The 26784-nt window shown below is 55.0% G+C and carries 21 protein-coding genes; 18 read left to right on the forward strand and 3 right to left on the reverse strand.

The features are described from left to right. Window positions 1-6 precede the first annotated feature (6 nt). From PTW35_RS15110 to PTW35_RS15135, 6 genes are all read left to right on the forward strand, one after another. Window positions 7-1419: an FAD-dependent oxidoreductase gene (locus PTW35_RS15110; RefSeq protein ID WP_281025695.1), complete on the forward strand. Its 1413-nt coding sequence runs from the start codon at window positions 7-9 to the stop codon at window positions 1417-1419. A gap of 105 nt (window positions 1420-1524) precedes the next feature. Next, window positions 1525-2223, forward strand: a complete 699-nt coding sequence (gene mtnN / locus PTW35_RS15115; protein ID WP_281025696.1) for a 5'-methylthioadenosine/S-adenosylhomocysteine nucleosidase — start codon at window positions 1525-1527, stop codon at window positions 2221-2223. A gap of 2 nt (window positions 2224-2225) precedes the next feature. Then, the gene (locus tag PTW35_RS15120; RefSeq protein ID WP_281025697.1) at window positions 2226-3182 is read left to right on the forward strand and encodes a cobalamin biosynthesis family protein; all 957 of its coding nucleotides are present in this window, start codon (window positions 2226-2228) and stop codon (window positions 3180-3182) included. Next, window positions 3183-4007, forward strand: a complete 825-nt coding sequence (gene btuF, locus PTW35_RS15125) for a vitamin B12 ABC transporter substrate-binding protein BtuF (RefSeq protein WP_281025698.1) — start codon at window positions 3183-3185, stop codon at window positions 4005-4007. A 120-nt stretch (window positions 4008-4127) separates the two neighbouring features. Further along, window positions 4128-4739 carry a TRIC cation channel family protein gene (locus PTW35_RS15130; protein WP_281027526.1) on the forward strand — a complete coding sequence of 204 codons (612 nt, stop codon included), beginning with the start codon at window positions 4128-4130 and terminating at the stop codon, window positions 4737-4739. 165 nt (window positions 4740-4904) lie between these two features. Next, window positions 4905-5321 (forward strand): VOC family protein, encoded by a 417-nt coding sequence (locus tag PTW35_RS15135; RefSeq protein WP_281025699.1) that lies wholly within the window; start codon window positions 4905-4907, stop codon window positions 5319-5321. Between the two features lie 73 nt (window positions 5322-5394). On the opposite strand, the gene tyrS is transcribed toward PTW35_RS15135, so the two are convergent. Continuing rightward, a complete protein-coding gene (gene tyrS, locus PTW35_RS15140; protein ID WP_281025700.1) occupies window positions 5395-6582 on the reverse strand; it encodes a tyrosine--tRNA ligase in 1188 nt (395 codons plus the stop codon). A gap of 127 nt (window positions 6583-6709) precedes the next feature. Here tyrS and PTW35_RS15145 point away from each other — a divergent pair, with 127 nt between their 5' ends. Next, window positions 6710-8029 (forward strand): peptidoglycan DD-metalloendopeptidase family protein, encoded by a 1320-nt coding sequence (locus PTW35_RS15145; RefSeq protein ID WP_281025701.1) that lies wholly within the window; start codon window positions 6710-6712, stop codon window positions 8027-8029. 93 nt (window positions 8030-8122) lie between these two features. Here the strand turns inward: PTW35_RS15145 and erpA are convergent, their stop codons facing one another. Next, the gene (gene erpA, locus PTW35_RS15150; RefSeq protein ID WP_039467799.1) at window positions 8123-8464 is read right to left on the reverse strand and encodes an iron-sulfur cluster insertion protein ErpA; all 342 of its coding nucleotides are present in this window, start codon (window positions 8462-8464) and stop codon (window positions 8123-8125) included. Window positions 8465-8524: 60 nt separating this feature from the next. Continuing rightward, window positions 8525-9928, reverse strand: coding sequence for a H(+)/Cl(-) exchange transporter ClcA (gene clcA / locus PTW35_RS15155; protein ID WP_281025702.1), 1404 nt, complete (start codon window positions 9926-9928; stop codon window positions 8525-8527). A gap of 281 nt (window positions 9929-10209) precedes the next feature. On the opposite strand from clcA, the gene hemL reads away from it, so the two are divergent. The 11 genes from hemL (at window position 10210) to PTW35_RS15210 (ending at window position 26782) form a co-directional block, all read left to right on the forward strand. Then, window positions 10210-11508, forward strand: a complete 1299-nt coding sequence (hemL, locus tag PTW35_RS15160) for a glutamate-1-semialdehyde 2,1-aminomutase (RefSeq protein ID WP_281025703.1) — start codon at window positions 10210-10212, stop codon at window positions 11506-11508. A gap of 314 nt (window positions 11509-11822) precedes the next feature. Further along, entirely contained in the window at window positions 11823-12908 is a 1086-nt protein-coding gene (locus tag PTW35_RS15165; RefSeq protein WP_281025704.1) for an AI-2E family transporter, read from the forward strand. Between the two features lie 102 nt (window positions 12909-13010). Next, window positions 13011-14030: a 16S rRNA (guanine(1207)-N(2))-methyltransferase RsmC gene (gene rsmC, locus PTW35_RS15170; protein ID WP_281025705.1), complete on the forward strand. Its 1020-nt coding sequence runs from the start codon at window positions 13011-13013 to the stop codon at window positions 14028-14030. 318 nt (window positions 14031-14348) lie between these two features. Continuing rightward, window positions 14349-17735: a response regulator gene (locus tag PTW35_RS15175; protein WP_281025706.1), complete on the forward strand. Its 3387-nt coding sequence runs from the start codon at window positions 14349-14351 to the stop codon at window positions 17733-17735. Between the two features lie 605 nt (window positions 17736-18340). Beyond that, complete coding sequence (locus PTW35_RS15180; protein WP_281025707.1) at window positions 18341-20020, forward strand: ABC transporter substrate-binding protein; 1680 nt, start codon at window positions 18341-18343, stop codon at window positions 20018-20020. Between the two features lie 134 nt (window positions 20021-20154). Beyond that, a complete protein-coding gene (locus PTW35_RS15185) occupies window positions 20155-21141 on the forward strand; it encodes an ABC transporter permease (RefSeq protein WP_044624236.1) in 987 nt (328 codons plus the stop codon). Window positions 21142-21143: 2 nt separating this feature from the next. Continuing rightward, a complete protein-coding gene (locus PTW35_RS15190; protein ID WP_281025708.1) occupies window positions 21144-22169 on the forward strand; it encodes an ABC transporter permease in 1026 nt (341 codons plus the stop codon). Further along, a complete protein-coding gene (locus PTW35_RS15195; protein WP_044624238.1) occupies window positions 22169-23140 on the forward strand; it encodes an ABC transporter ATP-binding protein in 972 nt (323 codons plus the stop codon). Before PTW35_RS15190 ends, PTW35_RS15195 begins: the two co-directional genes overlap by 1 nt. 22 nt (window positions 23141-23162) lie before the next feature. Then, complete coding sequence (locus PTW35_RS15200) at window positions 23163-24158, forward strand: ABC transporter ATP-binding protein (RefSeq protein WP_281025709.1); 996 nt, start codon at window positions 23163-23165, stop codon at window positions 24156-24158. Window positions 24159-24168: 10 nt separating this feature from the next. Further along, complete coding sequence (locus PTW35_RS15205) at window positions 24169-25902, forward strand: glycoside hydrolase family 9 protein (protein WP_281025710.1); 1734 nt, start codon at window positions 24169-24171, stop codon at window positions 25900-25902. Then, window positions 25895-26782: an N-acetylglucosamine kinase gene (locus tag PTW35_RS15210; protein ID WP_281025711.1), complete on the forward strand. Its 888-nt coding sequence runs from the start codon at window positions 25895-25897 to the stop codon at window positions 26780-26782. Before PTW35_RS15205 ends, PTW35_RS15210 begins: the two co-directional genes overlap by 8 nt. Window positions 26783-26784 lie beyond the last annotated feature (2 nt).

A 26784-nucleotide genomic window follows, 5' to 3' on the forward strand; every position in this document is an offset into this window, starting at 1 on the left:
AGCCCGATGAGCCAGAACATTTACCAGTTTATCGATGTGGCGCGTATCGACCCGCCCAAGAAGCCACTGAAAGTGCGCAAGATTGAGTTTGTCGAAATCTACGAACCGTTCACCCAACAACAGGCCAGCGCCCAGGCCGACCGCTGTCTCGATTGCGGCAACCCGTATTGCGAGTGGAAGTGCCCAGTCCACAACTATATCCCCCAATGGCTCAAACTCGCCAACGAGGGACGGATCATCGAAGCGGTTGAGCTCTCGCACCAAACCAACACCCTGCCCGAAGTCTGCGGCCGGGTCTGCCCACAGGACCGCCTGTGCGAAGGGGCCTGTACCCTCAACGATGACTTCGGCGCAGTCACCATCGGCAATGTCGAGAAATACATTACCGACAAAGCATTTAAGATGGGCTGGAAACCGGACATGTCCCATGTCGAATGGACTGACAAGAAGGTGGCGATCATCGGCGCCGGACCGGCCGGCCTATCCTGTGCCGATATCTTGGTACGCAACGGGGTCAAACCTGTGGTGTTCGACCGCTACCCGGAGATCGGCGGCCTGCTGACGTTCGGTATCCCGTCGTTCAAGCTGGAAAAGGAGGTAATGATCAACCGCCGCCGGATCTTCAACGATATGGGTGTCGAGTTCCGCCTCAATACCGAAGTAGGTAAGGATGTCCAACTGGCCGAGCTGGTAGCTGAGTTTGATGCCGTCTTCCTCGGTGTCGGAACCTACAAGAACATGCGGGCCGGCTTGGCGAACGAAGACGCCCCCGGGGTATTCGATGCCCTGCCTTTCCTCGTTTCCAACACCTACCGGGTTATGGGGCTCAAAGACGAGCAACCATTTATCGATATGGCCGGTAAGAATGTGGTGGTGCTCGGCGGCGGTGATACCGCAATGGATTGTGTCCGAACCTCGATGCGCCAGGGGGCCAACAACGTGATCTGTGCCTACCGCCGAGATGAGGCCAATATGCCCGGCTCGAAACGCGAAGTGAAAAATGCCCGCGAGGAAGGTGTGATGTTTCAGTTCAACCTGCAGCCTACCGGCTTGGAAGTCGATGGCAACGGCCAGATCTGCGGCGTCAGGATGGTCAGGACCGCACTCGGCAAGCCTGATGAGGCCGGTCGCCGTCGCCCTGAACCCGTGCCGGGCAGCGATCATGTTTTGCCTGCCGACGCGGTGATCATGGCCTTCGGCTTCCAACCCCATGCCATGCCATGGCTGGCCGAATTCGGGGTCGAGCTGGACCAATGGGGGCGGATCCAGGCTCCGGAGCGCGGTGATTTTGCCTTCCAGACCACCAACCCGAAGATATTCGCCGGCGGCGATGCAGTCCGCGGCTCGGATCTGGTCGTCACTGCTATCGATGAAGGACGCCGTGCCGCCGAGGGGATCCTCGACTACCTCAATGTGTAACTAACCGGTCGGCAACTTGGCATTGTCCGGCTTCAGCATGTTACAATCACGCCATTCCCAACGCCCCCTCTACGGGGGCTTGTTACCTAACAAGAGACTGTATTGATGAAAATCGGCATTATCGGCGCGATGGAGCAAGAAGTTGCCATCCTTAAAGATCAACTGGCGAACCGCGAAACGCACAGCAAGGCGGGCTGTACGTTCTACACAGGTACGCTGAACGGCGCTGACGTGGTATTGCTTCAGTCTGGTATCGGCAAAGTGGCAGCTGCTGTAGGCACTGCGGTTCTGCTTGAAATCTTCCAGCCTGATGTCGTACTCAACACCGGTTCAGCCGGCGGCTTCGATAGTAGCCTGAATGTCGGTGATGTGGTGATCTCGACCGAGGTCCGTTACCACGATGCCGATGTTACAGCCTTCGGTTACGAAATCGGCCAGATGGCCCAGCAACCAGCGGCATTTGCTTCTGATGCCAAGCTGATGGATGTTGCCGAGCAGGCACTGGCCACCATGGCTGACACTCACGCGGTACGCGGCCTGATCTGTACTGGCGACGCCTTCGTGTGCTCGGCTGAAAGACAAGCCTTTATCCGTGACAACTTCCCGTCTGTCATTGCCGTTGAAATGGAAGCTGCAGCCATTGCCCAGGCCTGTCACCAGTTCAAGGTACCTTTCGTGGTCGTGCGTGCGATCTCTGATGTGGCAGACAAAGAGTCGCCAATGAGCTTTGAAGAATTCCTGCCGGTTGCGGCCCAGAGCTCTTCGGTAATGGTCGCCAAAATGGTTGAGCTGCTGAACCAGTAACGATGACCGACGCCATTGCACTCATCGCCGAAAACAGCACCCTGCTTGCCTTGTGGGGTGCTCTGGCAGTGCAATGGCTGTTGCCTATCCCCACCCAGTTACATCCTCTGCAAATCTGGCGCCAGCTTGCCCTGGCTCTCGCCGCTCGGGTCAACAAACCCAGCGACGCCCCGCAGCAAAGACGCCTATCAGGCTTGCTTTCTTGGTCACTGCTATGGCTAACCGTATTGGTTGTTCTGATCTGCCTGTACCAGCTAGTGTGGATCGATACCGCTTTCCACCTCCTGCTGCTGTGGATCGCCCTTGACTGGCGCAACATGCACAAGTTCAGCCAGCAATTTATCCGCGCCTACAGCCGGGAAGACAAACTGCAGTGCCGGGTTTTGCTTGGCAGCAGGCTCAACCGCCATACCGACAGCCTTTCTTTGCTGGGCCTGGGCAAGGCCGGCGCTGAAACCCTGCTGATCGGCTACGGCCGGTTGGCTGCCGGCGTCTTGTTCTGGTACGCCCTTGCCGGAGGGATCGGCGCAATTTTGTATCGCCTGGCCGTCGAGCTTAGCCGCTGCTGGTCACCGAGCAGGCAGCAATTCCGTCATTTCGGCCAGCCCGCTACCACGATACTAGCCGTACTGGATATTGTTCCACTGCGCCTGTTTGCCCTGCTGCTGACACTTGGCAACAACGGGAAAATGGCACTGCGGGGCCTCAAGCAACAGGGAGAAAACTGGCTCCTTCCGGGACCAGGATGGCTGCTAGCCGCTGCCGGACACAAACTATCACTATCGCTGGGCGGACCTGCTATCTACGATAAAACCAAGATGGAGCGGCCAAAGCTCGGCGGCAGAATCGCCCCGGCAGCCTTTCACCTGAGCCAGATAGATCGCCTGGCCAACCAGCGCCTTTGGGGCTGGGTCGCAGCCCAAAGCCTGTTACTGTTAATGCTACAAGGAGCCGTTTAAGTGCGTTTCGCCGCTTTATGCCTACTGCTACTCCCCGTTTTCTCTGTCGCTGCCGAACCCGTAAAAAAGATCATCAGCCTCTCGCCACATACGACCGAAATGGCCTATGCCGCAGGACTGGGTGACAAGCTGATCGCCGCCAGTGACTACAGCGACTATCCGGAAGCGGCCAAGTCCCTCGAGCGGGTCGCCAACTACCGCGGCATAAAAATGGAGCGTATCGTCGCCCTGCAGCCGGATCTGATCTTGGCCTGGAAAGGAGGCAACCCCAGCCGCGAAATGACCCGGTTGGAGCAGCTCGGCTTCAAGGTGTTCTACTCCAATCCCGGCTCACTGGAAGATATCGCCAGCACCCTGGAACAACTGGGCCAGTTTGCCGACTCACCAACCCAGGCCCAGCGTAGCGCTAGCGATTTTCGCCAGCGGCTGGATGCACTGCGTCGAGCCCATCAGGACAAGCAGCCAGTCAGCTACTTCTATCAGCTCAGCAGCAGCCCGATGATCACGGTGGCTGGCAACAATTGGCCCAGCCAAGTCTTCGCCGTGTGCGGCGGGGAAAACATCTTTGCCGACAGCCGCGCGGCCTACCCGCAAATCTCGCAAGAGCAAGTGATTGTCCGCCAGCCAGAGGTAATTTTCGGTACCTCGCATGCCGCAGCCGACCCTTCGGTGTGGGATAATTGGCGTCAGCAGTTACCCGCAGTGGAAAGAGAGCACATTTTTACCGTGACCTCAGACTGGTTAAACCGGCCGACACCACGCACTATTCTGGCTGCCGAGGAAATCTGCCAGTACCTTGATCAGGTACGTCAGTCTGCGTTGTAACACGCCATCAACAATCACTGTGAGTCATCTCACAAAGCGATTGCAGCGAGTTGTCAGCCGTCTGATTCGTCGTACAATCTGCGCGATCTCCCTATATTCTCTGACTCAGCAGGTTTCATGATGCTCATTTATATTCTCGATATGTTTGGGACGGCCGTGTTTGCCGCCTCGGGCGTATTACTGGCAGGCAGGCTCCGGATGGATCCGTTCGGGGTAGTGGTGCTGGCCAGCGTCACCGCAATCGGCGGGGGAACCATTCGCGATATGGCCCTTGGTGCCACGCCTGTTTTCTGGATCACCGATACCAACTACCTGTGGGTGATCTTCATTACCTGCCTGGTGAGCATGCTGGCCATCCGCCGCCCACGCCAGATGGCCTGGTGGATATTACCCGTGGCCGATGCCATCGGTCTTGCTGTCTTTGTCGCCATTGGGGTCGAGAAGGCCCTGCGTTTCGGTGCCACGCCGATGGTAGCCGTGATTATGGGCGTGATAACCGGTTGTGGTGGCGGGGTGATCCGTGATGTGTTGGCACGAGAAATTCCAATGGTACTGCGCACCGAAGTGTACGCCACCGCTTGTATCCTCGGCGGCATTGTCCACACCATGGCCCTATCGGCAAGTGTCGATTCAGCAGTCGCAACCCTGGCAGGGATCATCACGACCCTGACCATTCGCCTCGCGGCGATACGCTGGCACCTTTCCCTGCCCACCTTCGCCCTGAGACACTAATCGGTCCCAAGCTTTTAGTGCAATCACTTACGCCCCTTCACAAAAACCGCCATGCTGGCGGTTTTTTCTGTCTCACACCAATTAAGTAAAATAAAAACTTTACTTAATTAACCACTGCTCTACATTTAAATAAACAAAAAAATTTATATAAGGAGTGAAGTGCCTATGATGCCCTACGTAGAACATGCCAACATCACCGTCGCCAATATCGACCATACTATCGAGTTCATCCAAACCGCCCTGCCCGCCTTTGCCGTCCGCCATTGCGGCCAGGGAGATAGCTACCGCTGGTGCCATATCGGAACGGAACACAGCTATCTTGCCCTACAGGAGGTCGTCGAGCGGGCATCGGTCGACCGCACCCCATACGTGGACAGCGGTATCAACCATATCGGTTTAGTGAGCGACGATGTAGAAGAGATCCGCGCCCGCTTGCTGGCAGCGGGCTATCAGGAAAACGAGATGGAGACATCGCATCCCTGGCGTAAGCGGATTTATTTCTGGGATCCCAACGGCATCGAGTGGGAATTTATCGAATACCTGAGCCAGAATAACGGCCAGCGCAATGACTATAGCGTATAGCCTGTTGGCTATTGGCAGTAGGATCAAAAAAGGCGCCAGGGGCGCCTTTTAATCAATGAAAACAGAAGTAGGATTACTTCAGGGTCACGCGGGCAAACTTGCGCTTACCAACCTGGTAAACCGCTGTACCGTCAGCAGGGATCAGCTTGGTATCTTCGATCTTGTTGCCATCGATTTTCGCTGCGCCCTGGCGGATCATACGCATCGCGTCAGAGGTAGAGTTTACCAGACCAGCCTCTTTCAGTAGGTTACCAATCGCAATACCAGCTTCGAACTCGAATTCAGGCATTTCATCTGGCATCGCACCTTTCTGGAAACGGTTGATGAATTCCTGCTCGGCTGCATCGGCATCAGCTTCGCTGTGGAAGCGGGCAATGATTTCTTTCGCCAGCAAGATTTTCACATCACGCGGGTTACGACCACCAGCAATATCATCCTTGAACTGGTCAATCTCTTCCAGCGGGCGGAAAGACAGACATTCGAAGTAGTTCCACATCAGATCATCAGAGATAGACATGATTTTACCGAACATCTCGCTTGGTACGTCAGTCACACCAATGTAGTTGTTGGCAGACTTCGACATTTTCTTCACGCCGTCCAGGCCAACAAGCAGTGGCATAGTCAGGACAACCTGTGGCTTCTGGCCATTGGCTTTCTGCAGCTCACGGCCCATCAGCAGGTTGAATTTCTGATCGGTACCACCGAGCTCAACATCTGTCTCCATTGCAACAGAGTCATAGCCCTGCAGCAGCGGGTACATGAATTCATGAATCGCAATTGGGCGACCTTCATTGTAACGCTTTTTGAAGTCGTCACGCTCAAGCATACGGGCAACAGTCTGGTTTGCTGCTAAGCGGATCATACCTTCTGCGCCCAGCTCTGATAGCCAGCTTGAGTTGAACTCAATCTTGGTCTTGGCTGGGTCTAGGATCTTGAAAACCTGCTCTTTGTAGGTTTCAGCGTTACGCAGCACGTCTTCGCGTGTCAGCGGTGGACGAGTCGTGTTTTTGCCTGTTGGGTCACCCACCATACCGGTGAAGTCACCGATCAGGAACGTGACATCATGGCCTAGCTCCTGGAACGTACGCAGTTTGTTCAGGATCACGGTGTGACCCAGGTGAATATCCGGTGCAGTTGGATCGGCACCCAGTTTGATTCGCAGAGGACGGTTCTCTTTCAGCTTGGCAATCAGCTCCTCTTCCGGAATCAGCTCATCCACACCACGCTTAATTTCAGCTAAAGCTTGTTCAATGCTGGCCATTCTTGTTCGCTCCCACAGAATTGGCAAAAAAGTAATAATCCTCAATCTTACTTGAATAGCGATGTTTTTTGAAACCAGTTAGACTAAGGGTTGTCTTATTTTTTATGAAATCGCAAAAAATTACCACATGCAAGTACCGATACTCCGCCGGTTGCCAAGGATGCACCAAACCCTCATCACCGTGATCAGCACGCTGCTCGTGGTGTTAATATTATGGCCGAGTACGGAAAACAGCGGGCATCCTGAACGAAAATTTGAAATCGGTAAGCTCTACCCACTGGAAATCTCCCTCGATAGTGCGCAATTACGCCCAATGGCGACAGACGATAAGCCGGCAATCCCGGCCCTGAAATGGAAAGAGCACGAAGTACAATCCGGCGAGAGCCTCGCAGTAGTATTCGACAAGGTCGGTCTGTCGCCGGCAACACTCTACCGTTTGGTCAATGCCGATGAAGGGACAAAGTCTCTCACCAACTTGCGCCCTGGCGACAAGTTGCGCTTCGGCTTTGACGAGGACAACCAACTAGTCCAGCTGATACAGCCTCAGAGTGCGACCGACAGCCTGGTGATCACCCGCACCGCCGATACTTTTTATTCGGACAAAGAAAGCAAGGACGTCGATCTCCAGCTCAATTTTGCCCAGGCCGTGATCACCTCGAGCTTCTGGAATGCCGCCGACAAAGCTGGGCTCACCGCCAACCAGATCATGGAAATTGCGGGGATCTTTGGTTGGGATATCGATTTTGCTTTGGATATCCGCGCCGGTGACAGTTTCTCTGTCCTGTTCGAAGAGCGCCTGGTCGAAGGCGAACCTATCGGCCGGGGCAATATTCTCGCCGCAACCTTCAGCAATTTGGGCCAGACCTTCACCGCGATCCGCAGCGAGGACGGTAAGTACTATGACGAAAAAGGCCAGGCGATGCGCAAAGCCTTCCTGCGCTCGCCCATCAACTTCCGTTACGTCAGCTCGAACTTCAACCCGCGTCGCTTGCACCCGGTGACCGGCCAAGTCCGCCCCCACCGCGGGACCGACTATGTCGCTCCGGTAGGCACACCGATTTGGGCTGCCGGTGACGGTGTGGTCATGCAGTCGAGCTACAACAAGTTCAACGGTAACTATGTGTTCATTCGCCATAGTTCGACTTACATAACCAAGTACCTCCACCTGACCAAGCGCAGCGTCAAAACCGGCCAGCGGGTCAAGCAGGGGCAAACCATTGGTACTCTGGGCGGTACCGGGCGTGTAACCGGCCCTCACCTGCACTATGAGTTCTTGGTCAACGGCGTCCACAAGAACCCGAGAACGGTCAAACTGCCTCAGGCCCGCTCGCTGAGCGGCAAAGAGAAGACCCAGTTCCAGCAATATGCGAAAGAGCGGATGGCCCAGCTGAACCACTTCAGCCAGTTTATCGCCGACAACAGCCCGCTGCTTGGCGACCGGACCTAACAGCCAGACAGCACAAAAAAAGCCGCCCCCCTAAGGGAGCGGCTTTTTATTTTCCTGCACAACGGCAACCAAGTCGGGCTGCCGATGGCTCAATTAGACGCTGAACGATGCACCGCAACCACAAGTGGTCGTCGCGTTCGGGTTGTCAACGAAGAAGCGGGAACCTTCCAGCCCTTCGGTATAGTCAACTGTACCACCGATCAGGTACTGCAGACTCATCGGGTCAACAACCAGTGTGACTCCGCTCTTTTCAATCGTGGTATCGCCTTCGTTGACTTTCTCGTCAAAGGTAAAGCCGTACTGGAAACCACTGCAACCACCGCCGGTGATGTAAACACGCAGCTTCAGCTCCGGGTTCTCTTCCTCGGCAATAAGCGCTTTCACTTTATTCGCTGCAACATCGGAAAAATTCAGCGGCAGATTGGCATCGCTCATTAAAAACCTCTCAAATACTATCGGTCATGACAGTGATTATCTAATACCTGACTATCTCGTTCAAGTATTGACCACCGAAGACTGCTCCCTTTGAGCCATTTTTTCCTTTTCTATGGTGCGATGCAAGAGCTGGGAGTAAATTGGCTTGCCGCCCAGTACCTGGGCCAGCATGGTTGCCCCCAACGTAGTAATGATCAGCGGCAAGATCAAATCGTAGTTGTTGGTCATCTCAATCACCAACAGGATACCGGTGATTGGGGCTCGCACCGTGGCCGCAAACAGCGCCCCCATACCGGCAATGGCAAACATCCCCGGCTCCAGACCCAGCTCAGGAAACAGCTGCTGGGCCAGGGTGCCGAAGAAGGTACCGAATAGGGTACCCAGCGCCAGCATCGGGGCAAAAATCCCCCCCGGCGCCCCCGATCCGAAGCACAGCAGGGTCGTCGCCACTCGGGCCAAGAACAGGATCAACAGCACACTGATGCCATACTCGCCGTTGGTCGCACTCGGGATCAGGCTGATCCCCCCGCCGGTCAACTCTGGCAGATACAGCAGGATAAGACCGAAGCTCCCCCCCAGCAGGGTGCCCGTCAGCAAGTAGCGCCGGCGGTTGTTGCGGTGGATACGGGCAAACATGTCTTGGCTGCGAGTGATCAGCTGATTGAAGATCACCCCGAAGATTCCGAAGGCCATCCCGAGCAACAGGAACAGCCACAGCGAACGCAGTAACGGCGCATCGTATTGCGGCATGGTGATCACCGCCTGCTGGCCGGAAATGCTGCGAAAAACAATATTGGCGACAATGGCCGAGATCATTACGCACTTAATCGAGATAAGGCTGTAACGAAACTGCGGCCGCATTTCCTCGACCACAAACATAATAGCCGCCAGCGGGGCATTGAAAGCTGCAGCCAGCCCTCCCGCCGCACCAGAAGCAAGCAGAGCATGGCGACCTTCTTTGTCCTTGAGCCGGAAGAGATCCGACACCATCCGGCCGATATTGCCGCCCATCTGTACCGACGGCCCCTCTCGGCCCAGCACCATTCCCGAACCTAGCGCCCCCAGACCACCGATGAATTTTACCGGCAGCACCCGCCACCAGCGAACCGGGCGGATATCATCCATCGCCCCTTCAATTTCCGGGATCCCAGAGCCCGCGGCTTCAGGGGCAAAACGGTGGACCAGGTAATAGCCAACCAGGGCCAACAGTGCACTGATCAAAAAGGCCGACAACCACAATGGCAACACATTGCTGATTTCATGGCGCAGCCACTCCGTGCGTTGCTCCGACACCCAATGTACCGCAATTTCAAACAAGGTCGATAACAAGCCGGCCCCCAACCCCACCAGCGCAGAAAGGAAAAGGACGGAAACAGGGGTTTTATCGCGCGATAGGAAGCGCCGGACCAGCCCGCTCGGCTGCAGTCTCTCAGGCGCAGGGGTGCCTTGGTTATTATCTGTCATCAAAGTTGCCGTAATCGTGAAGTCATCCCGGAGCCGGGAAATAAAAGAAAGGGGCGCTATCCCAACGAATGGGGGCTGACACCTTGAGAAAGCATAGCTGAGCGACTGTTTTTTTTACATATTCAATGTTGAAAACTAGCTTTTCAGTGATGCACAGCACTTTAGTGCCTTCTCGTTTTGCGCTAGCGCAGAGTTCCTTCACCACCAATTGAAAGCCCTACATAGCCTAGGTACAATGCCGGCAGTTCAAATCGGACAATCTTCAATAACAGGACATCACAATGAGCAAGTCAGCTGATTTATTTGCCAAAGCGCAACAGACGATCCCTGGTGGCGTTAACTCACCAGTCCGTGCCTTTGCCGGCGTAGGCGGCAGCCCGCTATTTATCGAGCGCGCAGATGGCGCCTATATCTTTGATGCCGATGGCAAAGCCTATATTGACTATGTTGGCTCGTGGGGTCCGATGATCCTTGGTCACAACCATGTCGCGATTCGCGATGCGGTGATCAACGCGGCCCAGCAGGGCCTGAGTTTCGGTGCGCCAACCGAGATGGAAATCACCATGGCTGAAATGGTGTCCCAACTGGTACCGTCAATGGAAATGGTCCGTATGGTAAGCTCGGGTACCGAAGCAACCATGAGTGCGATCCGCCTGGCCCGCGGTTTCACTAACCGTGATAAGATCATCAAGTTCGAAGGCTGCTACCACGGCCACGCCGATTGCCTGTTGGTCAAAGCCGGCTCTGGTGCCCTGACCCTGGGTCAGCCAAGCTCACCGGGTGTACCGGCTGATTTTGCCAAGCACACCCTAACTTGTACTTTCAACAACCTAGAGTCTGTGCGCGAAGCATTTGCTGAACACCCTGAGCAGATCGCTTGTATTATCGTCGAGCCGGTAGCAGGCAACATGAACTGTATTCCACCGGTACCGGGTTTCTTGGAAGGCCTGCGTGAGATCTGTGATGAATTCGGCGCGTTGCTTATCCTCGATGAAGTCATGACCGGCTTCCGTGTATCTCACGGTGGTGCACAGGGTTACTACAACATCAAACCGGATCTGACCACGCTGGGCAAGGTTATTGGCGGCGGTATGCCTGTCGGTGCTTTCGGCGGCCGCCGTGAAGTGATGGAGTATATTGCCCCAACCGGCCCGGTCTACCAGGCCGGTACGTTGTCGGGCAACCCTGTTGCCATGGCCGCTGGCCACGCTTGCCTGAGCGTACTGACCAAAGAAGGTCACGAGCAACAACTTGCCAACACAACCCAGCGTCTTGCTGATGGCTTCCAGGCTTTGGCTGACAAGTACGGTATCCCACTGAAAACCAACCAGGTTGGCGCCATGTTCGGTTTCTTCTTTACCGATCAGGACACAGTTACCTGCTACGACGACGTGGCCAAGTGCGACATTGAACGCTTCAAGCGTTTCTTCAACCTGATGCTGGAAAAAGGTGTCTACCTGGCCCCTTCAGCCTTTGAAGCCTGCTTTACCTCCCTTGCCCATGGCGACAAGGAAATTGAAGCAACACTGGCAGCGGCAGAGTACGCCTTCAAGACCCTGGCCGAAGAAGCGACTGCGTAATCCGCGTTCGAGTCAAACGGGCCACCATAAAGACACAAGCCGCTCTGAGAGCGGCTTGTTGCTTTCTTGCCTATCCGTCTAGGTTACTGCCAGAACCAAACCGCCAACAGCACCAGTGACAGCAGCACCCAGGCCGCCATCGGGACCCGCCGCTTTTTTTTGGTCTCGCAACCACAATCACAGCACCCCATCTTCGTACCTCCTCTCTTGGAAAATCAGGCAGATATTATCGATTGCCTCGCAAGCAATGTGGTGCAATCATAATACCAAACTGCAACTATCGCCTCATCAATACTATCGAGAAGGGATGCATCGTGCCCAAACCATTCAAAGTTGAATCACGCCACTGGATGCTTATTGCCGCTTTGGCGCTGGCGGCCTACGCCAGCTACACCTTGATTGAGCCCTACATCGGCCCTATCGTGATGGCCTTCATCATATCGCTGCTCTACTACCCGCTGCATGTCAAGCTGGACAAGTTGATGCCTCGCTCGCCCAACCTGTCATCGGTACTGTCTTGTACCTTACTGACCTTCATCATCGTGATCCCGATGCTGGTGGTCTTCAGCTCGATCATCCACCAGGGGACGACCTTTTCCAAAGAGAGCTATACCTGGCTAACCTCCGGCGGTGTTCAGGAAGTATTGGCCCACCCATCCGTAGTCAAGCTTCTGGCCCTTATCGAGAAATACTCCCCGTTCGAGCCACTCGATACCCAAGCGGTGATCCAGAAAGTGGCGACGGCATCGTCAAAGTTCGGCGCCCAGCTGCTCAACGTCAGTGCCCGGTTATTGGGTGATGCCACCAACTTCCTGATCAATTTCATGCTAATGCTGTTCGTGTTGTTCTTCCTGCTCCGCGACCACGACAAGATCGTCCAAACCATCAGGCATGTACTGCCGCTCTCCCGCAGCCAGGAAGATGCGGTACTCAATGAAGTCGAGCAGGTCGCCAAGTCTGCTGTCTTAGGCTCATTCCTTACCGCTCTCGCCCAAGGCTTTGCCGGTGGTTTTGCCATGTGGCTGGCTGGCTTTCAGGGGCTGTTCTGGGGCTCGATGATGGCCTTTGCCTCGCTGATCCCCGTGGTCGGCACCGCGCTGATCTGGCTACCGGCCAGTATCTACCTACTGCTGATTGGTAAATGGGAATGGGCCCTGTTCCTGGTTGGCTGGGGCGCCATTGTCGTCGGCTCGATAGACAACTTCCTGCGACCGCTGCTGATGCAGGGCAGCTCTGGCATGAGTACGCTACTGATCTTCTTCTCCATTATCGGTGGTCTGCATGTCTTTGGCCTGATTGGCCTGATCTACGGCCCCATCATCTTCGCCGTCACCCTGGTACTGTTCAAGCTCTACGAAACCGAATTCCAGGACTTCCTGCAACACCAGGACCATCACTGATGAGATTGGCCGGGGGCCCTTCCCCGGCCCGTCTTTTCTTATCGACGAATTTGTGGAACAATTCGCGCCCCAATACAGCTTTCATCCATTCTTGAGGTCGTTATGTCATACAGTGCTGCTAGCCAGGTTGCCGCCCGCCAGCTGGAATTTTTTGAAAACCGCAAGGTCCTAGTGGCCGGCGAACTTGATGACACCTTTCCAACTGAGCTCTCGCAGACCGCCTCGTCGGTAACGATCTTTACCACCAACTTTGGCTATGCCCGCCGCATGTCTTCCCACAACAGCGTTCACACCGTGTTTGGTGCCGAGTTCAGCGAAGAAGCCGATATCGATATGATCTTGCTGTATTGGCCGAAAGCCAAAGCCGAGGCGGAATACCTGCTGGCCATGTTACTGGCTAAGTTTGGCCCGGAAACCGAAATCTGCGTGGTCGGCGAAAACCGCAGCGGTGTCCGCAGCGCAGAAAAAATGTTTGCCCCTTACGGCAAGCTGACCAAGTACGACTCGGCCCGACGCTGCAGCTTCTTCTGGGGACGCTGTGACAAGCCGGCACCGGCCTTCGACATCAACGACTGGTTCCGCAGCTACCCGCTGAATATCGCGGGTGCCGAGCTGACTATCCGCTCACTGCCGGGCGTATTTAGTCACGGTGAATTCGACCAAGGCTCCAAGCTGTTGCTTGATACCCTGCCCGCCCTGACAGGCCGCGTACTGGACTTCGGTTGCGGTGCCGGTGTGATTGGTGCCGTGATGAAGACCAACAACCCGTCTATCGAGCTGGAGCTTTGTGATATCAGTGCCTTGGCGATTGCCTCAGCCGAAGAGACATTCCGGGTCAACCAACTTGAGGGGACCTTTACGGCAACCGACGTCTATGCCTCGCTGCAAGGCCCGTACGATTACCTGATCAGCAACCCTCCGTTCCATGCCGGGCTGAAAACCTTCTATGCGGCGACCGAAGATTTTATCGCTCAAGCACCGCAATACCTGCGCAGCGAAGGACAGTTGATCATCGTGGCCAATAGTTTTCTGCGCTATCCGCCACTGATTGAGGATAGCCTCGGCAGCTGCGAAACAATTGCCAAGAACAACAAGTTCAGCATTTACGCCGCGAAAAAATAACGGCTAACCAAACAACCACAAGGCCGGCCTCCCCGGCCTTTGCCCACATTCCAAGACAAAATGGCGAAATATGGGCAATAACCTTGTCATTCACAACCTCACCAGCACCAAATCTGTGTGTCGGCACACGCTTCCGCATCCACTTTCTTGCTTCAGCGAAAAAACACAGTATAACTGAACGTTATGGTGAATATTCCGTACCAGTAACCGTTGACTCCGTCAATTTACCGGTCACCACCAGCAATCATTTCATTATAAATCAAGGCTATAGATGAGCCTTGTTCACAGCTTGTCTCACAGGTAATTTCAGGCACTGGCATGCAGCAGACTACCCGTTTAAAGCGTCTCCAGCACACCTTAATGCTGGCTTTTTTAGTTTTGAGTATTACCCCGTTAATACTGTCGGCCCTCTTCTTCCTGAACTCACATACCAAGGATCTGTCTGAGCAGAGCACGAATCACCTTGCCTCCCTGCTCGACAACAAGAAGAAACAACTCAACAACTTCTTTGCCAGCCGGGAATCAGAGGTACAAAGTTTTGCCCGCTCCGAACTGGCCAATGCCAGCGGAGGGCGTTTTTATGGCCTGGTCGGTGCTTACCACCAGCTCGGCGATATCTCCGAGGTGCTACGCAATACCGGTAGGAGCCGCTACTACACCGAAACCTTGATCAACAAGTCAGCCGGCGAACAGGATACCGGCAACTATATAGGTCACGAGCGCTACCGGCTGATGTACAAACGCTACAACTGGGCCTACGAAGAGTACCTCAAGCGCTCAAGCTTCAGTGACATTCTACTGGTTGATATCAGCGGGAATATTGTCTATGCCGCCAATAGCCCTGACATCTTCGGCATTAACCTTCCGCAATCAGCCCAGACATACCCGGCACTAAGCCAAACGTTCTCGGCAATCCAGAAAAAAACCGAACGTTCAGAAGGAGAAACCGATCAAGTACCGGTTACCTTTACCGACTTTAGCCAATCACAAGGCGAAGCGGATCTTGCCGCGTGGTTTGCCGCCCCAATCATCCAGCAAGGCTATTTGCACAGCTACGTGCTCTTCAAGCTGAGCAACCAATCAATCCGCGACTTCCTTAGTGATACCGGCAATAACTCCTATTCGGTCCAAACCCTGCTGGTAGGCCAAGACCACCGCTCCAGACTGCCGACCTCCAGCAATGATCCTGCCTCTTTTTCCAGTAGCAGCATCAACCGTGCCCTTGAGGGAGACAGCGGCGTCGGCAGCTTCGCCAACTTCAACGGTGTTCCCGTGCTCAGTGCCTTTGCCCCGCTCACCATTATGGATAGCCCCTGGGCGCTGGTGGTCGAGCTGCCAGAAGAAGAAGCCTTCGCCCGTATCCGCCAGCTAGAGGTGATCTTCTTTGTTGCCATGCTGACGGCCATTGTGCTGGTCATTATCGCCTCGCACTGGCTGTCGAACTCCATCACCGCCCCCCTGCTGCGTCTCACCTGGGCTGCGGAACAAGTCTCGGCCGGTGACATGGACCAAAAGATCGAGGGAACCGAGCGCTGTGACGAAATCGGTCGTCTGGCGATCAGCTTTGCCCGGATGCAGTCCTCGGTGAGGGAAAAAATGACCCTGATCCGCGAGCAAAACAACGAGCTGGAGCAGAGTATCCAGATCATCCAGCAGAAAAACAAAGAGCTGCAGACCGCCGATAAACTCAAGGATGAATTCCTGGCCACCACATCCCATGAACTGCGTACCCCGCTCCATGGCATGGTCGGGATTGCCGAGTCGCTGCTGGCCGGTGCCAACGGCCCGGTCCAGCATTCGCAACGGCGCCAGCTTGAAGTGATGATCAACAGCGGCCAGCGACTGACCAACCTGGTTGATGATCTGCTCGACTACCACAAGATGCGCTACGGCGATCTCGATATCCATAAACAAGCGGTGGATGTTGCCTCCGCTGCCAGGTTGGTACTGGAGCTCTCCGGCCATCTGCTCGGCAGCAAACCGGTACGTATCATCAACCAGATCCCCAATGACTTGCCTCTGGTACAGGGTGATGAACAGCGGCTGGAGCAAGTTCTCTACAACTTGGTCGGCAACGCCATTAAGTACACCTCGGAAGGAAAAATCATTCTTTCCGCCACCATCCTAGAATCCCAGCTGCGCATTCAGGTGGTCGATACCGGCCAGGGGATCCCGGCCGAACAGCTGGAACACATCTTCGAGCCACTGATCCAGGCCAATACCCAGTCGGCCAACTACCGCCAAGGCTCCGGCCTCGGCCTGTCAATCAGCCGCCAGCTCATCGAGCTGATGGGGGGACGGCTGTATGTCAGCAGCCAGCCAATGATCGGTACCACCTTCAGTTTCACCCTCAACCTCGCTTCCGAAGCCGATATTGCCAACAGCGAGCTGTCCGACCGCAGCCGCCACTTCCAGATTCCCTCCGTGGAAGCCCAGGCCTACGAACTGGAGCACATCGAGGAAAACCCCGATGGCGAGTTGCTGCTCATTGTTGACGATGAGCCGGTGAACCTGCAGGTGCTTCACAACTTCCTCCGCCTCGAGGGTTACCGGGTGATCACCGCAGAAAGTGGCCCGCAAGCGCTGAAACTGGTCGAGAGCCACCAGCCAGCACTGATGCTGCTGGATATCATGATGCCGGAAATGTCAGGCTATGAAGTGTGTGAACAATTACGCCAGCGCTACAATATGCTGGATCTCCCGATCATCATGCTGTCGGCACTCGGGCAGGTACAGGATAGGATCCGAGGCTTCGAATCAGGGGCCAATGATTACCTCACCAAGCCGTTCAACAAAGAGGAGCTGACGGCACGGATCGGCGCCCACCTCAAAGCCGGGCAAACCGAGCGTCAGCTCAAGGAGAACCAGCGCCTTGCCGAAGAAATCGAACGCCGGGAGCAGGTGGAAAACAGCCTGCTGGAAACCCAAAACCGCTTGCTTGGCTTGCTGGAGTCCTCCAACGAGGCAATTCTCTGCGTCCAAAGCGGGGGGCGGATACGCTATGCCAATGCCGCGGCAGGCAAGCTCTTCAACCGCTCGCCGGAGCAGGTTGAGCGCCACCATATCGAAGATATCCTGGCCACTCACCTGCCTCAGGATATCAGCCAAAGTCACCACTTCCACGGCAGCTTGATGTTCCGGATCGGCGATAGCCTCCAGTCCCTTGATACCGATGTCATCAATCTCCCCGAAGAGTCGGGACTACAAAGGATGTTTATCTTCGATAACCAAGGCCAAACCAGCAGCCACCGTATAGAAGTGCTCGAAAATGCCGTCGAAGTACTGTCGGGGTTCGCCTTCAACCGCAACAAGGACAGTCTGCAGAAGCTGCGCCATCTGGGTGACGAGTTCTGCTCCCTGGCAGACAAGCTCGAGGGCAACAGCAAAAGCAAGAATGACACCCTGCGGGAGCTGCTGGTCGACATCATGAAAACCACCCTCAATCACTGGGAAGAGTCGACCCAAAAAACCAAGTTTGAACTGGCAGAGGAAAGTGGCCTGTGGCGGGTCTATCTCGACCGTAGCACCCTGCAAACCCGCACGCTGGATAAATACCTGCATTTGGAAACCCTGCCGAAAACGCCCCGCTGGCGTACCGTACTCAGTACCATTGATTTTGTCCTTGAGCGCAGCCCTTGCAATACCGCGGCCCATTCCGAGCTGCTGGCAATGAAGGAGCAGCTGCAGCACATTATCAATCAATAGCGCGCGCCCCCTCGGAAAGCCTGCCTGGTGCAGGCTTTTTTTTGCCTCAAATTATCCTTAGAAAAATGCAAAAGCCGCGAGATGACAAACCGAAACAGTGGCCAAAAACTCCGCAACTCTAGCCATATGATGCGTCAAACCCAGCTGTTCCGATGAAAACTTTCAGTTTATGAGAAGGTAATCACAACAAAGTCTCCGCATAAATTTTCCGCAAGGAATTAAGCTGTTTTTTTCCGCTGTTACATTCCCACCGAAATCACCTACGCGTAAGTTATTGTTTTAAATTAACTTAACTAGGCGTGGTGATTATTGACTAATGAAACAGAAAAATAAAAAACGCGACCTCCCGCACACCTCCGTCGAGGGCGGGCGCTGGATCACAGTCCGTTATTAACGTTTTTTACGGAGGGAAGCGTGAATTTAACGTTTTTGACGGGCAGCCTGATTGACCGTTTTGTTAATCCGGAGTTTCCTTAAGGCACACAGAGCCTACAAGGCCATTTGTTCAGGTGCGTTACTCAACTTGAACAAAGTAGGTTCTTCCTCCCCGTGCATACGGGGCTTTTTCCATAAGTGAAACTAAGAGCAAAGAGTAAGGAACAGCTATGCTTGCCAATATAAAGAAAACCCAGTTAGCGCTAGCCGTTGTCGCAGCCGCTTCAACTATGTTAACCGCCCCAGTGGCGTCAGCTGCAGAGCGCAGCGAGCTAACCATGGTGCCTAAGTTCTACCCAACCTTTGTACGTAACTTTAACCCTTACCTACAGACTCAGCTGGATACCACCTATGACTTCATCTTCGAACCATTGGTTGTGTTCAATGAGCTGAAGGGCAACGAGCCGGTCATGCGTTTGGCAAAAGACTACTACATGTCTGATGACCTGATGCAAGTAACCTTCGAAATCCGTGATGGCGTAAAATGGTCTGACGGCAAAACCTTTACCGCCAAAGATGTTGCCTTCACCTTCGAACTACTGAAAAAACACCCAGAGCTTGACCGCACTGGTATCAATGCCCGCCTGAAAGGTGTCCAAGCGAAAGGCGACAAAGTGACCTTCAGCTTAAATGAAGCGAACTCGAATGTTCCTTACCTGATCTCCAAAGTTGCAGTGGTTCCAGAGCACATCTGGAGCAAGGTGGACGATCCTACACGCTTTACCAATGAAAACCCTGTCGGTACCGGTCCGTTTACCGAAATCGATACCTTTACCCCTCAGCTATACACCCAGTGCCGTAACCCGAACTACTGGGACAACGCCAACCTAGACGTGGACTGTCTGCGCCTGCCGCAGGTGGGTGGCAACGACCAATTCCTTGGCCAGGTACTGAGCGGCCAGTTTGACTGGACATACGCGTTCATTCCGGATGTGGACAGCACCTACGCCGCCGCTAGCCCGAACAACAAGTACTGGTACCCTGCCGGTGGTACTCAGGCATTCATGCTGAACTACAATACGCCGAACAAGGGCAACCACGAAGCCATCAACAACATTGACTTCCGCCGTGCCTTCTCAATGGCAATCGACCGCGAAACGATCATTGATATCGCCTTCTACGGCGGCGGTGTGGTGAATGACTACGCATCAGGCCTGGGCCAGGCATTTGCTTCATGGTCCGACAATGCGGTCTACGAGAAGTACAAGCCATACATGACCTACAACGTTGCTAACGCCAAGGCCCTTTTGAAGAAAGCAGGCTTCAAAGACACCAATGGTGATGGCTATGTTGAAACCCCGACCGGCAAGAGCATTGAGCTGACTATCCAGTCGCCTAACGGTTGGACCGACTTCAACAATACCGTACAGCTCAGCGTTGAAATGCTTCAGGAAGTGGGCATCAAGGCCAAGGCCAGCACCCCGGACTTCTCGGTATACAACCAGGCGATGCTAGATGCGACGTATGATGTGGCGTACACCAACTACTTCCACGGTGCGGATCCTTACACCTACTGGGATAGTGCTTACCACTCTCGCTTCCAGGCCAACGAAGGCATGCCTCGCTTCGCGCTGCACTACTGGCAGAGCAAGGAGCTAGATAGCTTACTGGCTGGTTTCTACAAGACGGCAGATCGCGATGAGCAGGTGAAAATGGCTCACGCTATCCAGAAGATCATTGCAGAGAACCAGGTAACCATCCCAGTCATGTCTGGTGCCTACACCTCGCAGTACAACACTTCACGCTTTACCGGTTGGTGGAACGAGAACAACCCGAAAGGGCGTCCAATGCCAATCACCAACACCCAAGAGCGTCTACTGCAAGTACTTGACCTAAAACCTAAATCGTAATTTTCGCAATTTGCGGTGCGCACCTTGCGCACCGCCCCTTCAACCTTCCCCCTTAGAAATAACTATGGCCAGTGGTCAGGGAAGAGTGTGTCTGAAATCTGGTTAGAGAAGCTGGATATTTTAAGGTGTGAGTTATGGGATTTTTTATACGCAGACTTAGCTTTTATTTTATTGCGCTCCTGTTCGCAATAACCCTCAATTTTATTATTCCCCGGGCCATGCCCGGTGATCCGGTCACCATGATGTTTGCCAATGCCGCCGTGCAGGTGACCCCAGAACGTATTGCCGCGATGAAAGAGCTGCTGGGCTTTGTCGACGGCCCTATCTACCAGCAATACCTGATCTACCTAAAAGGAATCCTGTCGTGGGATTTGGGGATTTCCATCCAGACCTACCCGCAAACCGTTAACGACGTTTTGGGCAATGCCGTTGGCTGGTCACTGTTCCTGGCAGGGACCGCGGTTATCTTGGCATTCTGCCTCGGTTCGACCCTCGGCATCTTTGCGGCATGGAAGCGCGGCAGCAAGTACGACGCTTTCATTTCTCCGGGCATGATGGTGGTGCAAGCCGTACCACCTGTGGTCGTGGCCATGCTGGTACTCTACACCTTCGCGATTGGCACCAAGTGGTTCCCGTCGACCTATGCCTACACCCCGGGGACAACGCCTGACTGGACCAGCTTGGATTTCTACCTGGATGTGGGCTACCACGCCGTGTTGCCGCTGTTCTGCGCCACGATCATCCAGATCGGTGGCTTCCTGATCAACATGCGTAACAACATGATCAACCTGCTCAACGAAGACTACATCACGATGGCAAAAGGCAAGGGCCTGAGCGAAAACCGCGTGGTCTTCAAGTACGCCGCCCGAAATGCCATGCTGCCGAGTGTCACCGCCCTGTCCATGGCTATCGGTATGGCCATCGGTGGCCAACTGATCATCGAGATGATTTTCAACTACCCGGGGCTTGGCACTGTACTGCTCAATGCCATTAACACCCGTGACTACCAAGTGCTGCAGGGCCAGCTACTGATCATGACGATGTTCATGCTGTTCTTCAACTTCTTGGCCGACATTCTTATCGTTGCTCTGGATCCTCGCCTACGTAAGGGAGGCAAATAATCATGAAAGGACTAATTAAACTACTCTCTGGCAATGCCAAAGCTATGCTGGGCCTTATCATCATCGCGACCTTCGTTTGTGGTGCGCTGTTTGCCCCAATGATCACCAAGCACGCACCTGATAAGCGTACCGGTAACCCGCATGAATACCCGGCCTTTGTCGTGAAGGCTGCGCAGAATAACCCTGACGGTTGGGTGGCAACCAGCCTGGCCGATAGTAAGCGTACCTTACGGATGTCCAAGGATGCTGACCACGTTCTAGGCACCACCCGCATGGGCCGGGATGTCTGGTCTCAAGTGGTTTACGGTGCCCGTACGTCACTGGCTGTCGGTTTCGGTGCCGGGATCATGGTGTGCTTCTTGGCAACGGTTATCGGTGTCTCCGCCGGTTACTTTGGTGGCCGTGTCGACGACATCCTGTCAGCCGCTATGAACATCATGCTGGTGATCCCCCAGCTGCCGCTGTTGTTCGTGATTGCCGCCTTCATTGGTCAGGCGGGCCCTCTCACTATCGCTATCGTCATCGGGATGACTTCCTGGGCATGGGGTGCCCGTGTAGTCAGGGCCCAGACTCTGTCCCTGCGTGAGAAAGAATTCGTCAAGGCGGCAGAGGTCTTGGGCGAATCACCTGTGCGCATCATCTTTGTCGAGATCTTGCCTAACCTGATTTCCATTGTCGGCGCCAGCTTCATCGGCTCGGTCATGCTCGCCATTATGACCGAAGCAACCCTGTCTTTCCTGGGCTTGGGTAACCCGAACTCGATTAGCTGGGGCATCATGCTCTACAACGTACAGACCTCCTCCTCGATGCTGGTCGGTGCCTGGTGGGAACTGTTGGCTCCATGTCTGGCCCTGACATTCATTGCCGTTGGTCTGGCGATGCTTAACTTTGCAGTCGATGAAATCGCCAACCCGCAGCTGCGCTCGCACAAAGGCATGCGCCGCTGGAAGAACATGGCTAAAGAAAACCAGAAACACGCTCAGGCCACTATCAAGCCTCAGCCAGCCCTTGAAGGGGGAGAGAAATAATGACCAATCCACAAATTTCTATCCGCAACCTGTGCGTTGACTACATTACCGATGCCGGTGATGTGCGTGCGGTAAACAACGTCAGCTTCGATATCGGCAAAGGCGAAATCTTTGGGCTGGCTGGTGAGTCCGGCTGTGGTAAATCCACCGTGGCCTTTTCCCTGATGCGCCTGCACAAGCCGCCTGCATTTATCACCGGCGGTGAGGTTATCTTCGACGGCCACGGTGACATCCTGAAGTTCAATGACATGCAGATGTCTGCCTTTCGCTGGAGCGAGATCTCGATGGTCTTCCAAAGTGCGATGAACGCCCTCAACCCGGTGCTGACACTGGAGGAGCAGTTCTGCGATGTGATCATGCGCCATACCGCCATGACCCGCCAGCAGGCAGTGCGCCGAGCAGAAGGCCTGCTGGAAATCGTTGATATCCACCCTAGCCGGCTGCGTGACTACCCGCACCAGTTCTCTGGCGGTATGCGCCAGCGTCTGGTGATCGCCATTGCCCTGGCTCTCAATCCAAAGATGATCATCATGGATGAGCCGACAACCGCCCTGGATGTGGTGGTACAGCGCGAGATCCTGCAAAAGATCTACGCCCTGAAGGAAGAATTCGGTTTCTCTATCCTGTTCATTACCCATGATCTGTCTTTGATGGTCGAGTTCTCCGATCGTATCGGCATCATGTATTCCGGCGAGCTGGTTGAAGTCGCACCGTCGAAGCAAATTCTGGAAACCCCGTTCCATCCTTATACCGAAGGGCTGGGCAGTTCATTCCCACCGCTGACCGGACCGAAAACCCGCCTGACAGGGATCCCGGGCAACCCGCTCAACTTGCTGGAAGTACCGACCGGGTGCCGGTTCCAGGCCCGCTGCGGCAAAGCCCATGACGCCTGCTTTAGCCAAGCAACCCAGCTTCGCCAGTTGGAACACGGCCGTTTTAGTAACTGCCACCTATTCCACAAGAGCAGTTAAGGATTAAGTAATAGGAAGCATTATGAGCAAGCCAACCGGACAACCAATTATTGAAGGGAAGAACCTGGTTAAGGACTTCCCGGTCAACAGCAACTCGCTGAAGAAATCCATGATGCGCGCTATCAACGACGTGTCATTCAAGATGTACAAAAGCCGCGGCCTCTCCGTCGTCGGCGAATCCGGCTCGGGCAAATCGACCACGGCCAAGATGATAGCCAAAATGTATGCCCCGACAGCCGGCAAGATTGAATACTACGGGCGCGATATTGCCACCATTGAGAAAAAAGCCGATCTGATGCAATACCGCCAGGGAATCCAGATGGTATGGCAAGACCCGTTCGGCTCGTTGAACCCGACCCATACCATTTTCCACCATGTTGCCCGCCCGCTGCTGATCCACAACAAGGTGAGCAAGGGCAACAAGAAGGAGCTGGAAGAGAAGGTCTACGATTTGCTCGAACAGGTTGGTCTAATCCCGCCGAAAGAAACAGCAGCCAAGTACCCGCACCAGCTTTCTGGCGGCCAGCGCCAGCGCGTGAACCTGGCCAGAAACATTGCCGTCGGTGCTGAGGTGGTCCTGGCCGACGAGCCCACGTCGATGCTCGATGTGTCGATCCGGGCCGGGGTCCTCAACCTGATGGAAGAGATGAAGTTCGAGCGCGAGATGGCGCTGCTTTACATCACCCACGATATCGCAACCGCGCGCTACATTGCTGAAGATCTGGCGGTGATGTACGTCGGCCACATGGTCGAATGGGGGGACACCGAGGAGATCATCCACGATCCCCAGCACCCATATACCCAGCTGCTGGTATCGGCAGTGCCGGATCCGAAGAAGTCGATCCACGAGAAGCTCAAGGGGAACAAGGGGGAGATCCCGCTCTGGACACCGGAGAGCCTAGGCTGCCCATTTGCCGGTCGCTGTACCCACGCCACCGACAAGTGCCGCCAGCAACTGCCGGGAGTTACCCAGCTCTCCGACAACCATTTCGTGCGTTGTTACCTGTACGAGAATTAACGGAGGGATCATGCAGCTGTTAATCAATCACTTAGGCTATGAGCAATTTGGCCATAAGCAAGCAGTCGTCCAAGCGTCCTCGGCCATTGACACCCAATATGCCGAGCTACTGTGTGCCAACAGCCACCAGCCAATTATGCAGCTGCCTCTTGTGGCCTGTGGTCCGGTCGATCAATGGCATACAGGACTCACCTACACGGTCGACTTTTCCGCACTCAACAAGTGCGGGGACTACCTGATGCGTGTTGGTGAAATCCTGTCGGAGCCATTTGCCATCGCCGAGGGGCTATTGATGACGCGCACTTTCAGCGATGTCCTGCACTATTTTAAATCCCAGCGCTGCGGCGGTAAGTTTGACCTTGCGGATCAAGCTATACCGCTACTTGGCACCGATACCCGAGTTGATGTCCGCGGTGGCTGGTACGACGCATCCGGCGACGTCAGCAAATACCTGAGTCACCTTTCTTTCAGCAACTATTTCAATCCCCAGCAGACTCCGATGGTGGTATGGAATATGCTGACAGCATTCGAAAAGCTGGCCGACGAACAGTCTTTCGCGGCTTTCAGCCGGGTCCGGCTGCTGGAAGAAGCCCTTCATGGAGCTGACTTCCTGCTGAAAATGCAATCACCGCAGGGCTTCTTCTACACCACCGTGTTCGATAAATGGAGCAAGCAAACCGATCAGCGTGAGATCTGCAGCTACGCCCATCAGAGTGGCGACAAGTCTGACGATTTCCAAGCGGGCTTCCGTCAGGGCGGGGGCGTAGCTATTGCTGCCTTGGCTGCGGCTAGCCGGATCTTGCGTAGTTCTTCGGCACAACACATAGGCTACCCGGCAATAAACCGCGATGCCTATCTGAAGGCTGCCGTACAAGGCTACTGGCACCTGATCGAGTACAACACCCAATACCTCAATGACGGTACCGAGAATATTATCGATGAATACTGTGCGCTGCTGGCTAGCGTAGAATTATTCCGTGCCATCGGCGATGAGGACTTCTTAATTCAGGCCCGTCACTGGGCCGACAGGCTGGCCAAGCGGCAATGTAGTGACGAGCAGCAACAACATTTTTGGTCTGCTAACCACGATGGCAGCCGGCCTTACTTTCATGCAGCCGAAGCCGGCTTGCCGGTGATCAGCCTGCTCCAGTATCTGGCCATCGAACCCGACTCAGAGCGCCGGCAACGACTGGGAAAGGTTATCGCCAATGCCGTCGCGTTCGAACTCAATATTACCCATGGCGTGGCCAACCCGTTTGGCTACCCGCGCCAGTACACCAAACCTCTTAACGGCCAGAAAGCAGCCACATTTTTCATTCCCCACCAGAACGAAACCGGCTACTGGTGGCAGGGAGAAAATGCCCGTTTGGCCTCGCTTGCCAGTATGGCATTCCTTGCCGCGGGCATACCAAGCTGCCAGCCACTGCGCCCCCAGCTCAAAGCCTATGGCCAACGCTTGCTTGATTGGCTGCTGGGACTGAACCCATTTGATATCTCGATGCTTGATGGCCACGGCCGCAATAATCCGGACTACCTGCCAGAGCTCGGCTTTTTCAATGCGAGAGGCGGCATCTGCAACGGTATCACCTCTGGGGTCGACAACGAGCATGACATTGCCTTTAACCCGGCCCCTTACCATCAGGATATGTTGCAGAACTGGCGCTGGGGGGAGCAATGGATCCCCCATGCCGCATGGTATTTATTGGCTGTAACGCTGCAATTCAAGGAGCGACACGATGACTGATCCTATTCGCTATTACGTCGGGGTCGACGGGGGCGGCACATCCTGCCGCGCCCGGATCACCGACCATAACGGGCACTGCCTGGGGGAAGCCAAAACCGGCAGCGCCAATATCTTGCTGGGCGCTGATGTTGCCATGGCATCGATCATCGATGCCATTGCGACCGCAGCCGCCGCCGCGGGCCTTACCGAGGACTGCTACCCGGCAATGTCTGTTGGCCTGGCCTTGGCGGGCGCCGAGCAGCGCTCGGCATGGTATGAGTTTATGGCCCAGCCACACCCGTTTGGGGCTGTCACCCTAAACACCGATGCCTACGGGGCTTGCCTTGGTGCCTGGGGCGGTAACGACGGGGCAATTTTGATCGCAGGCACAGGCTCGTGCGGGATCTTGCTCAAAGACACCAAACAGCACGTGGTTGGCGGACGCGAGTTTCCGATCTCCGATCAGGGCGGCGGCGCCGTCATGGGGCTTCGCCTTATCCAGCAAACCCTGCTGGCCCATGACGGGATCCGTCCCATGACGGCACTGGCAGAGCATGTGCTTGACCACTTCAACCATGATATCGATGCCATCGTCAGCTGGTCTAAAACTGCCCGCCCCTGTGATTACGGCCAATTCTCTCCTGCTATTTTTGCAGAGGCCTACCGGGGTGATGCACTGGGGATCGAACTGCTCAACCAGACGGCAGCGGACGTAGAAATGTGGATGAAAGCCCTGATCCATCGCGGGGCCAATCAAATCTGCCTGATGGGCAGTATTGCCGAGCGGATCAGGCCCTGGCTGATCCCGCCTTTGCAACAGCGCATCACCCCGCCATTGGGTGACGCGATGGATGGTGCGCTGGCCATGGCCCGCGGTAACCACAACCTATACCCATTGTGAGG

Source organism: Photobacterium sp. DA100, from assembly GCF_029223585.1.
Classification (GTDB): domain Bacteria; phylum Pseudomonadota; class Gammaproteobacteria; order Enterobacterales; family Vibrionaceae; genus Photobacterium.